The sequence below is a fragment of the Sphingobacterium ginsenosidimutans genome (genome assembly GCF_039536865.1).
Lineage (GTDB): Bacteria > Bacteroidota > Bacteroidia > Sphingobacteriales > Sphingobacteriaceae > Sphingobacterium > Sphingobacterium detergens.
The window spans coordinates 1,421,946-1,434,344 of record NZ_BAAAZK010000002.1; the positions used below are offsets into that span (position 1 = coordinate 1,421,946).

Annotated in this window: 8 protein-coding genes; 7 read left to right on the forward strand and 1 reads right to left on the reverse strand. The window is 43.3% G+C overall.

Annotation, left to right across the window (positions count from 1 at the left end; genetic code table 11):
* Positions 1 to 122 precede the first annotated feature (122 nt).
* Positions 123 to 764 carry a GNAT family N-acetyltransferase gene (locus ABFX33_RS05895; RefSeq protein ID WP_346084823.1) on the reverse strand — a complete coding sequence of 214 codons (642 nt, stop codon included), beginning with the start codon at positions 762 to 764 and terminating at the stop codon, positions 123 to 125.
* Between the two features lie 524 nt (positions 765 to 1,288).
* On the opposite strand from ABFX33_RS05895, the gene ABFX33_RS05900 reads away from it, so the two are divergent.
* The 7 genes from ABFX33_RS05900 to ABFX33_RS05930 all read left to right on the forward strand — a co-directional run bounded on the left by ABFX33_RS05900 (position 1,289) and on the right by ABFX33_RS05930 (position 12,338).
* A complete protein-coding gene (locus ABFX33_RS05900) occupies positions 1,289 to 1,603 on the forward strand; it encodes a hypothetical protein (protein WP_346084825.1) in 315 nt (104 codons plus the stop codon).
* 116 nt (positions 1,604 to 1,719) lie between these two features.
* A complete protein-coding gene (locus ABFX33_RS05905) occupies positions 1,720 to 2,496 on the forward strand; it encodes a GLPGLI family protein (protein ID WP_346084826.1) in 777 nt (258 codons plus the stop codon).
* Complete coding sequence (locus tag ABFX33_RS05910; RefSeq protein ID WP_346084828.1) at positions 2,477 to 5,167, forward strand: carboxypeptidase-like regulatory domain-containing protein; 2,691 nt, start codon at positions 2,477 to 2,479, stop codon at positions 5,165 to 5,167. The genes ABFX33_RS05905 and ABFX33_RS05910 overlap by 20 nt, the downstream gene beginning before the upstream one ends.
* A 293-nt stretch (positions 5,168 to 5,460) precedes the next feature.
* Positions 5,461 to 6,048 carry an RNA polymerase sigma factor gene (locus ABFX33_RS05915; RefSeq protein ID WP_346084830.1) on the forward strand — a complete coding sequence of 196 codons (588 nt, stop codon included), beginning with the start codon at positions 5,461 to 5,463 and terminating at the stop codon, positions 6,046 to 6,048.
* A gap of 60 nt (positions 6,049 to 6,108) precedes the next feature.
* Complete coding sequence (locus ABFX33_RS05920; RefSeq protein ID WP_346084832.1) at positions 6,109 to 7,215, forward strand: FecR family protein; 1,107 nt, start codon at positions 6,109 to 6,111, stop codon at positions 7,213 to 7,215.
* Positions 7,216 to 7,386: 171 nt separating this feature from the next.
* Positions 7,387 to 10,770, forward strand: coding sequence for a TonB-dependent receptor (locus tag ABFX33_RS05925; protein ID WP_346084833.1), 3,384 nt, complete (start codon positions 7,387 to 7,389; stop codon positions 10,768 to 10,770).
* Positions 10,771 to 10,820: 50 nt separating this feature from the next.
* A complete protein-coding gene (locus ABFX33_RS05930) occupies positions 10,821 to 12,338 on the forward strand; it encodes a RagB/SusD family nutrient uptake outer membrane protein (RefSeq protein WP_346084834.1) in 1,518 nt (505 codons plus the stop codon).
* The last annotated feature ends 61 nt before the right edge of the window (positions 12,339 to 12,399 follow it).

The following is a 12,399-nucleotide window of genomic DNA, read 5'->3' on the forward strand; positions in this document are numbered from 1 at the left end:
GCTAACTCCTATATAAAAAAAACCTCCTTCCTTTTGTCTGTAAAAAGAAGGCGATTCTTATGGTGTAAGTGCGTTGAAAAATGCGGGATTTTATAAATCCGTTTAATCAGAATCAGGTCTGATCAATGAATGGTCGGACTATTATAAGACCTTCGTTTTTTTTCTATAGCTAAATTTTGTACTGTACTGGGATCAAAAAGCATGGCTGTGCAGTAACAGTTTTTGAATTCCTTTTTCTTCAAGTCTGGGTAGTTAATGCAGTTCTGACATTTGTCCCAAAAAGAAGGGTCCTGAGTGATTTCCGAGAAGCTGACTGGATATAACCCCAGTTTTGAATTGATTTTCATGGTAGCCAACGAAGTCGTAATTCCAAAGATCTTTGCTTTGGGGTATTTTAATTTCGAAAGTTCGAAGATCTGTCTTTTCATAAGTGTTGCGATACCCCTACGTCGCCAGGATGGCGAAACGATAAGACCGCAATGCGAAATAAATTCCGCCTCGGCATAGGCTTCCAGATAAATATAGCCAATCCATTCTCCCTTTTGAGTCAATGCGATGACCGCATTACCCTCAAGGATCTTGTTGCAGATCGACTGTGGAGTCCTTGTCCCTATTCCCGTGCCCCTTGCTTTTGCTGACGAAGCCGTTTCCGCTGAAATCTCCATCGCATATTTTAAATCCGCTGCTGTTGCTGTTCGTACAATGATACGATCTGTTTCATCAGCAACCCTGGTGTCGATACTTGATTCACAAAAATTTTTCATATAAAAACTCATTTTTCAAATTGTTCATTTTGCAACTTTCAGTAAGTATCTGTCGAGGCCCTATCAACAGTAGTGCGGGTGCTACATATTCTCCATCCTTTGATGCCCTTCGAAAATTCATGCTATTTTTATTTCACTGATGCCAAAAGTATTCCATATTACAAAAAGAAACCGTATCACACTAGATACAAGAAATATACAGTAACTCACACAATAACTTTCAGAAGCAAACTCTTTCATTTTGATAGCGAAAATTTCCATTATGAGAAGGAAATAAATACGTCCATCCTTCAATGAACATGCATCGAGCTATCTATTTAGGGGATCGTTGATCTGTCTATACCCTAGTTTAGGCTTGCTCAGGCTCCAGCGAATAATAAACCAGCAGCCACGGATAATGCATCACTTGACACGAATAATAAATCACCCTATAAAGAATTAAAACTACACATTATTTTTACTGCCATACAATAAAAGCATGCCTCAACAACATGCGATGGTTTAACACAATTAAATAACAAACAATGAAAAAATTAATGATGAGTCTAGTAGCCCTAGCAGTGCTGTCAACTGCAGCCTCAGCTAAGACAATGGAAAATGCATCCCACAAAAATGCAACGGCTAAAACCTCTACTTACCGCCTTCCAAACACAAACACCATGGTGAAGGTAACCGAAGAAGTAACAGAAATGCAAAGCGGACTTACGCGTTGTGTTTTTGTCTTGAGTTTTTATGATTATGATACTGCACAACTGGTAGGTACGCACACTTCAGAGACCTATACCAATGGTGGTTGTGGATCATTCTTCAGAGCCTGCCGGGCATTTTGGGGGGTATAATCCCAATAGGTCAGTGTTCATACCTACCTATTGAAGTAGTTTTTAAGGTTTAATCAGTGTTACAAAAACACGATATGAAGCGGGGGATAGCCCCCGCTTTTCCCAAGCTAAATAACATGTATAAATATTATATATTCTTTCTGCTTCTGTCCCTTTCGGGAACTTCTTTTGCACAACGGCTTCATGCGATCTATGAATATATGCCCTCGCCAATGGCTACATTTAAAGAGCAGGTCTATTATGATGGAACGGTGAAGATAGCCGTTCGTGATTCGCTACCAAAACGCAACGAAGATATCAACAAGGATATCGACGGTGAGGTAGCACCCACATTTTCGATGACCGTCGGCTCGGGCAAGTCCTACAACAAGGTTGTAATACAGCAAAACAATGTTGCACAACAATTAGAAACCCGCTCTATCGACGGCATTAATTACCTTGTGAACGACCAATTTCCGTCACTGGTCTGGAACATCAACTACACTGATGTCGATACTTTGGGCAAATATGTGTGTCACAAAGCAACAGCACCTTATCGGGGTACTACGCTGGTTGCTTATTACACGAATGATATTCCCGTACCCGTGGGACCATCAAAATTTGGTGGATTACCAGGACTTATCGTCATGCTTTACAACGAAAGTGCCAATCCCAACTACTGGTATTTGAAGGAGGTAAATTATCCCTACGCTGGCAATATACCGATCAATGATACATACATTTACGCTTTGCCTAAACTAACGCTAGAAGAATTTGTCAAGAAAAATGACCGAATTACCGAAGAGCGAATGCGCATTTTGTATAGCAAAATACCTGTAGTAGAAGGCGTGAACGTAGAAGGAAAAAAAGTCCGTGGTAGTGTAGAACAAGTATATGAATGGGAACATCAATAAGCTGGCATTGCTACTGCTCGGGCTTTGTCTACGCTGCATAGCTGCTCAGGCCCAAGTTGCAATCCACGGAAGAGTCAGCTCCAATGGAAAGGTATTGGGCAGTGTGCGGATTGAATTACAACGTGACGTTGATGCCAAAATGCTGGCCTATACGTTTAGTGATAACGAAGGGAAATACCATTTACAAACAACGCAAAGCGGAAAATTCACCTTGCTGTACAAGGCACTCAGCTTCGCACCAGTTTCTCTGCCCCTAAAAGCGACACAGATTGACACCCTGATTGATGTGCAGCTGGTAGCCGGCGGTGTAGAGCGACTACAGGAAGTGATTGTTCATTCCAAACAGCCCTATCGTCGTGGTAGAGACACCATCGAACTAACGGTAAAATCCTTTTTGCAAGGCGACGAACGTTCGGTAGAAGATTTACTCCGAAAGATTCCCGGTATCAATGTAGGTGTCGATGGTAGTATCAAAATAGGCGATAAGGAAGTGGAGAAAGTGATGGTGGAAGGAGATGATTTTTTTGAAAAAGGATACCGTCTACTGACGCAGAATATGTCTGTACAGCCACTGGAAAAAATTCAGGTGCTACAGCACTATTCCAGCAACAAGCAATTGAAAGGTATCGAAAACTCAAACAAGGTAGCCCTAAACCTCCAATTGAGGGAGGATAGTAAAGCGCAATGGCTGGGTTCGGTAGATGCACAGGGAGTTCCTATAGGTCCAAAATACTATCAGGCCAATGCCAACCTGATGAATTTTGGAAAGAAGAACAAGTATTATCTATTGGGCAGTGCCAATAACAACGGGGTTGATGCCGTTAGCAGCATCAATCACCTGATCCAATCCGGATCGGCCGATGAACCTGGACAAATTGGTATAGGGATAAGCACACCCGCCCTGATCGACAATACCCCGAGCCTGCCCGACTTCGATTATAGGAGAACCAACTTCAATAATGACAAATTACTTTCTGTCAACACAATTCTTAATCCCACCAAACAGTTCAAAATCAAATGGCTGGGCTTTGCTAATCCAACAAAAAAATCATTTTACCGTAATACAGTACAGAACTATCGTTTGGAAGGTATTCAATTTACCAATACCGAAGATTATCAATTTACCAGAAAGATTGATAATTATTTCACCAAATTAGAATTACAGTTCGAACCCAATGCGCAAACATCATTGAGCTATAGCGGTATACTCGGCTCCCTTGGGAAAAATGATGTGGCTGCCCTCCTCTTTAATGGTGACCAAAGTCAGGAGCTAACTAAAAGCAAGGGCTTTCTGACCAACCACAACCTCAGCTATAGCCACAAATTTTCAGAACGGGAAGCCCTAGTTAGTTCCATTCGTTGGATAGCGCAGCAATCACCCATAGACTACAGTATCGATCAATACTATTACGAAGATCTGTTTGGGAAAGGAGATATGGCAGGGTTAAAACAACATATCGAAAATGATCTGCGCTATATTGGTGCCACCACGCACTATCTAAATCGCCAAAAAAACGGCGATTTTTTTGAACTAGCCCTGACCTCAGCTTATCAGCAGCAGCAACTGAACAGCCAATTAATACTGCAGGCCGATCAAGAAAAGGCCGGGGAAAGGGATATCTACCCTGAGGGTTTTTCCAATAAGATGGATTTGACAGTGTTCCAGACCAATCTTATTTCCAAATATACCTTTAAACGGAGCAAATGGGAATGGACACCCCGTCTGCAAATTGGTCTTGTACACAATAGACTAACAGATTTTGGAAAACACAGTCATAAAAATAACCTACAATTTTCTCCTGGCCTAGTGGGCAAATGGGCCTTACACCGCAAAGGACGGCTAGAGACAGAACTTTATTTTCAACAACAGAATACTGCGTTGGCCGAACTTATCCCCCATTATTACACAACAGGGGTTCGAAATTTTATAAAAGGAATGAGTAATATAGCTACTTTAAGTAGTTCAGGTGCCACACTCACATACACCTATGGTAGTATGACAGATCGTTTTTTTGCCAACCTCAATATCGGGCATCAGATTTTATTTGATTATGTTGGTACAGAGAGCAGTCTGGATCCCAATTTCAATCTCGCGCAACAGCTATTGCTCAAAAACAAAAGAAGCAGCTTTTATAAAACAGACCTGAATTATTACCTCAAAGTCCTAAGCGGAAATTTCCGTCTGGATCTAGGTGTAAATAACGCGGAGTACGAAACAGTGGTGGCTGGATTGGGCAACAGACAAATCCATACAGACACATACGATTATGGATTATCATTCAGAAGCGTTTGGAAATCCCGATTAAATATCTATACCGGATATACAATACAGTCTATTACCTATCGCTCAGAAAGTAAGAATACATTAAAAAATAGCCGCGGATTCCTGAATATATTTTTGAATATGGGCAAAAATATACAGTGCAATCTAAAGAATGAGTCCTATCGTTTTGGCAGTTTCCTTGGTCAAGATTCCAAAACCTATTATTTTTCAGATTTGTCCTTATCATATGAACTGAGACAGCATCGTACAAGATTTAACGTGACCGCAAAAAATATCTTCAACACCCGCTTTTTCAGAAATGCCGAATTAACCGATCTCTACAACAGCAACACTGAATACAAACTGTTACCAGGCTATATTAGCTTTGGGATAGATTATAGCTTCTAAATTTCTAGTGTAAATTTAATTTTCGAGCTTACGATATTTCAATTAAGGGTATTTAATCAGTTTTCTAATTATGAAATATTTACTACACCCTTACAAAATGAAAAAGATTGTCCATAATCGAGCGAGAAATCCTAATCATTCTCCTCCAGCTCAAACAATTCTTCAATAGATTAACAATGCGCTTTAGCAACCAAAAACGGTATCTATAGAAAACACAAAATTCCGGCGCCGTATTTTTCAACATAAATTTGTTACAATCCACATTGTTTACTATAATTGCCAGACGGATAACCATGCAAAGTGTGCTATATAATGATGAACAAGAGCTGCTAACCAAGCTGCAGCAAGGCAGTTCCACCGCTTTTCAGGAACTCTATAATAAGTATTATGGATTGCTCTATCTGCATGCTTCCCAAAAATTACAGGATCGCGAAGCGGCCAAAGATCTTGTCCATGACCTTTTTTCCAATATCTGGCAAAAAAAAACAACGCTGATCATTCAAGGAAAAATATCCTCCTATCTCTATACAGCTATTCGGTACCGCATCATTGACTATCTAGCCAAAGAACAGACCAAGACAAATTATTTGGACTCACTTTCGATATATCTGGACAATAAGGTATCGGAAACCGATCATCTCCTGCGCGAACGACTCCTGCAGGAACAGATTGAACAAGTACTCAAAAAGCTTTCGCCCAGAGTACGGGAAATATTTGAATTGAGCCGCAAGCAGTACCTTAGTCATAAGGAGATTGCCGAAAAACTAAATTTATCTGAACATAGTGTCCGCAGCTATATCAAAGAGGCCCTGCGCCTGCTGCGGGCCAAACTTGGTGGCCTACTCTGGACATTATTGGTGCTATATTGCAAAATATTTTAAATTCTCCCCCCCTATCCCCCGCTTTCATCCGTCCTATATACGTAACCATACAAACGTATCATGGCAAACCAAAATCTGTTTGAAGCACGACACCTATTGGAAAAATATCTTTCAGGGCAATGTGATGAAAATGAAAAAGCAAAAGTAGAGGAATGGTATCTCACCTTCAATCAAGAGGGCTTTGATCAGACAGATGAAGAAATTATTTCAGATTTTATTGAACTACAGAAAAGATTAAAGCAAATCCCTGATGTTGCCAAGCCCAAGCGCAGACGCTATGTTGCTGCCGCAGCGGCTGCTCTATTCTTGCTACTGACTACAGGTCTGTTATGGCAGCAAATGTCAAAAGATAAACGAGCGGCATCACATACAGCCATCACCCATGATATTCTACCGGGTACCGATCGAGCCCAGCTATCTATAGATGGCCAGGCGCCCATCGCGCTCGACGGTCAGAAGGAGGGACTGATTTCAAAAGGCCTTGCTTTGCGCTATGGCGATGGCACAGCCATTACCGAGACCAATAAAGTACAGCTAGTGACCCTATCAACCCCCATCGCCGGGCAGTTTCAGGTGACACTACCAGATGGCACCAAAGCCTGGCTCAACGCTTTGTCTTCTATACGCTATCCTACGGCCTTTGATGGCCCCGAGCGCAGCGTCCATATTACCGGCGAAGTGTATCTGGAAGTTTCGAAAAATCGGGCGAAGCCATTTATCGTCCATACCGAACAGCAACGTATCGAAGTTTTAGGCACCAGTTTCAATGTCAACGCCTACCAAGACGATGATCAGACACTAACGACGCTCGTATCCGGCAGCCTTCAGGTTACCGACGTAAAATCAGCTGCACAAGTTACCTTAAAACCAGGGCAGCAGGCTATCGTTGGTAAAGAAAAAAATATCCAAGTAAACACGATCAATGTCGAGGACAGCTATGCCTGGAAAAATGGGCTGTACATATTAAACGAGGAACCACTAAGTCAATATGCCCGAAAAATTGAACGTTGGTACGATGTAGAGGTTGATATGGGGCCCTACGGAAATACACGACTATCCGCTATTATCCCGCGAGATGCCAAATTATCGGAAGTACTGCAAGCGATTGAACTTAAGTGCAATGTAAGATTTAATATCCAAGGAAGGAGGGTGACTGCTATGCGATAAATAGACTATTTTGATATTTGGATTCATTATCTGGCAATAATGTAATGCAGCCAGCTATCAGATCCTACCAACAACCATCATTATAAACCAACAGTACAGACCTTATTTATGATCTATCGTCCCCTGTAAATACGATATTCCATAAGGGTGTATTGCATATGAACTTAAAATATGAATAATCAATATCTAAGGTATGCTCTAAAGTACCTGAAACCTTCTCATTGCCATTTGTCCATGAAACTGACCATTGTGTTATTTTTTGCCTCTATCATGGTTTCATTGGGCAACGCAAGCGCGCAGCGCATTACGCTAGACCAAAATCAGATCCAACTAAAACATATCCTGATCGAAATCAGCAAACAGTCTGGATATACCTTTATCTATGACGAAAAAGACCTAAAATCCATCCGACCAATTTCCATTAACGTCAGCAATCGGAGTGTCACGGAGACCTTGGACGAACTGTTATCTGGACAGCCACTCAGCTACCAGATCAAAGGTCGCTCTATTGCTATTTCAAGAAGGCAAATATCGAAAACAACCGTTAAGAATACAGAGGAAAGTATCGTTCAGAAACGGACGATAACCGGCCGAGTGACCAATGAAAATAACGAACCGCTTGTAGGCGTCACTGTTCTTGTCAAAGGAAGTATTGCAAGAACAAGTACCGGCTCACAGGGACAATTTTCTATCGATGTCCCTGATGAAAACAGCATACTAATCTTCAGTTCTGTCGGCTTCAATTCGCTGGAAGTTCCCACACAGGGCAAAAATCAGCTCAACGTGATATTAACAGTAGCCAACAGTAATCTGGAAGAAATTGTTGTTGTTGGTTATGCGACACAAAAGAAGGTAAACCTATCCGGCTCTGTTGCCAGCGTTTCGGGCAAAACCATCACTGAACGCCCAGCACCAAATATTCAGAATCTATTACAGGGCCGCATCGCCGGACTCGATGTCGTGCAACCTACTGGAGAGCCAGGTCGGGATAACGGTACCATGCGCATAAGAGGCTTGGGATCGAGCGGAGCTTCCTCCAATCCACTTGTTTTGGTCGACGGCGTTATCGGCTCGATCTCCAACCTGTCGCCACAGGATATCGAGAATATCACTGTACTCAAGGATGCCGCTTCAGCATCTATTTACGGTGCACGAGCAGCCAATGGGGTCATCTTAGTGACCACCAAAAAGGGAAAAGCAGGCACAAGCAATATTGAGTACAGCGGCAATTGGGGAACCAGTGAAGCCACCAAATACCCCGAGCTTATTACCAATTCGGTCACCTATATGGAAATGTACAATGCCGCACGGGCACGTAGTGGGCAACCCGCTGTCTATACACAGGCACAGATCGACAGCTATAAAAACAATCCCAATAACGAAGCCTATCCCAACTTTGACTGGCTCGACTATATATTAGGCAAGGGGCCAATCCAGAACCATAACCTGAGTTTCTCTGGCGGTAGCGAGAAAAGCACACATAACGTGTCGCTTAATTACTTAGATCAGAATAGCATCACCAAAGGATATGAATATAAAAGATATAATGGCTTGTTTGATTATGGCACACAGGTACATAAACGAGTTAAAATAGGTACCAATGTCAACTTTTCTTTTCAGGACCTCAGGGCTCCCTGGATGACCAATGATAACCTGCTCCTGCTAGCCTACGCGGCGGCACCTACCTTCAAACCCTGGCTACCTGATGGCAGCGGGCGATCAGCGGGTCGCGACTATATGAGTACAGGTGGCACCAACCGTACCCCGGAAGAGGTTTACAATACGGGGTCACAGCTCACCAAAAACTATAATGTCAATGCCCAAGCCTATATGGATGTGGATATTATCTCCGGTTTGAAGTGGTCCACAAAAGCAGCCTTTACGTTCTTCAACCAAGATTACAGACAGCGCCAGTTTGGAAGTCCAGCCTTTGCTTACCATCCCAATGAAAATGGTGAATATCAGCAATCTGGAAATGGAAACCCAAGTTTTGTTGGTCTGCAACAGAGCTCAGGACGCAACCTGACCAAAACCTTTTATTCCACACTTCAGTACATCAAAACCTTGGCCAACGACCATAATATTAGCATATTGGGCGGGTATGAGCAACAGGATAACAGAAGTACCAGCATTGGTGGCGGTCGTTATGATTTTCCGAACAATACGATTATGGAACTGGACGGAAGTTCACCTAAAGACCAGAACCTCAATGGAAGTTCGTTTGAATGGGGCCTCCGATCATTATTCGGAAGAGCCAACTATGACTATAAAGGAAAATATTTTGCCGAAGCAAATATCCGTTATGATGGTACCTCACGCGTCGACCCACAATACCGATGGGGTACCTTTGGTGGCGGATCCGCTGCCTGGCGTATCTCAGAAGAGGATTTTATCAAAAATAGACTTTCCTGGATCGATAATCTGAAGCTCCGAGCATCATATGGTGCGTTGGGTAATCAGGAAATTACTCGAGGAGGAAACCTGGATTATTACCCCTATCAGGATATTCTCAGCACCACAACATATCCGTTTACTGGGCTTGAATCGGGCGCGATGAAAACACGCTTGGTGGAGAAAAACCTACGTTGGGAGAAAACTGCAATCACCGACTTTGGGCTGGATGTGGATATCTACAAAGGTCTCTTTGGAGCTACAATAGACTGGTACTATAAAAATACGACCGATATTTTGGAGGAGCGCACCGACGTCCCCGCAAGTCTGGGCTTAACACCGCCTATTGTTAACGCGGGAGCCATGGTCAATAAAGGGATAGAAATCGAATTGCGCCACCAGAATCAGATTGGCGAATTTACCTATGGCGCCAACTTTATTTTCAACCGTTACCGCAATAAAGTAACCAAGCGATTAGCAGAAACAATAGGAACGATTGAAGTAGGCCAGCCTTATAACAATTTTTTCCTGTATGATTGGATCGGTATTTTCCAGAGTCAGGCCGAGATTGACAATTCACCGAAGCAACCCAATTCGGGGACGCTCAAACCGGGCGACCTCAAAATGCGGGATGTGGACGGCAACGGTACCATCGGACCTGAAGACCGTATCCGAATCAGCCGCTTTCCAGATTACTCCTATTCTTTCAATCTGTACGCAGGCTGGAAAGGATTTAATTTCAGCGCATTCTTCCAGGGAGTACAAGGTCAAAAGGTACAGGTAAGCCAATGGGGCTATGAGCCTTTTATGCAAGGATCAGCTCCGCCGACCAAATTTTTGGATGCATGGACACCGACCAACCCAAGCAATACTGTTCCGGCGGTCTATCTGACCGGATATGCAGGTGTCGCCGGTTATCCGTCCACCTATTTTCTTCAGGATGCATCGTACCTGCGCCTAAAAAATCTGTACCTGTCCTATACCTTTCCTACCGCAATCACCAATCGTATTGCAGCCAAGGGAATTACCGTATACGTATCAGGCGATAATCTGATTACCTGGACCAAGTATGAGGGCAACGACCCCGAAAGATCAGGATCAGGACGATTTGCACAGTTTCCGCAGATCAAAATGTATACAGCTGGTGTAAAGATCAGATATTGATCTAACCTATTTTGACAATAAAAAACGGATGTTAATAGATGATAACAACGATGAAAATAAAACAAATTGGCTTCATGGCGATCGCAACGATCGGTATGCTGAGCTCCTGCAGTAGCGATCTGCTTGATAAAAATCCTACTACTGCTATTTCTGGTGAAACATTCTGGATGACTGATGCCGATGCACGCATGGCACTGACCGGAGTATATAGACGACTACAGGCCGGTTTTTATGGGCAGGGCAAATTATGGCTGGATACCTACTCCGACAATGCCTTGGATCGGCATTCGTATTATGGTTTTGGTGACCTTACCCAAGGCATTGTCAATTCGACCAATGTCAGCGACGCATTCTACAACACGCCGTATGCCGGTATTTCGGGTTGCAACTTTTTTCTGGACAATATCGACAAGGCCCCGAGCACCGAAGCACAGAAAGTTGTATACAAAGCGGAAGCACGATTTATACGGGCTCTTTTCTATTTTGATCTCGTACAGGCCTTTGGTGCTGTGGTACTTTATAAAACTGAACCGAAAACCGTGGACGAGGGCAAAATCGCCAAAAGCTCAAAAGAAGAAGTCCTGGCATTCATTCACAGTGAGCTGGACGATGTGATCAGGGACTTACCAGATGCAGCTTATGCAGGGCATGCCGTCAGAGGGAGCGCACAGGCACTCAAGACGCGCGTATATCTTTTTCAGCAAAACTGGACAGAAGCCGCTAAGTTGGCTGACCAGATTATGAAAGGCGGCAAATTTCAGCTCTATCAGGGCGGCTATCAAAATCTTTTTCTGACGGCTACGCAGCAGAATAATCCCGAGATCATGTTCTCCACGAAATACCTGGCCCCTAACAATCCACAGGGAGGTGAAGGCGTCTTGGTCGAAATCGGTTGGTACGGCGCTATTGCACCTTACCAGAACCTGGTCGATGCCTATGAAATGAAAAATGGAAAACGTATCGAGGAACCGGGATCGGGTTACGTCGCAACCGATCCGTACAGCAATCGAGATCCGCGCCTTACGCTGACGATCAAGGTGCCTACCGAAAAATATATCAATCCGGATGGATCGGTATTTGAAGAATCAGACCCCTTGCTGACCGGCTATTCACAAAAAAAATATGTGAATTTAGCCATGTTGCCATTCAACCGGACAAAGACACCGATGACCGATCAGAATATCGTCCATATTCGCTATGCGGATGTGCTACTCATGTATGCCGAAGCAAAAAATGAAGTAAGCGGTCCTGATCAGAGCATTTATGATGCCCTGAATGCAATCCGCGAGCGAAGCGGTGTGAATATGCCCAAAGTCAACACAGCCGTGTATAATACAAAAGAAAAATTACGCGATTTTATTTTGCATGAAAGGCGGATTGAATTGGCCTTGGAAGGACATCGTTACTACGATCTCAAAAGGCGCAATCTGATGCAAAGTACGCTGACACCGCTCAAAAATCCAGGCGGCGCCCCATTGCGATTTGGTGAAATCAACAATGTCTTGCCTTTTGCGCAATCAGAACTGGACCGAAACCGGCAGCTCGTTCAAAATCAAGGGTATAATTAAGCGCCTCGTTCGCTTTACTTTTTATGGTTCCAAACTGCAAGGTTTGGAACCATAATAGTTT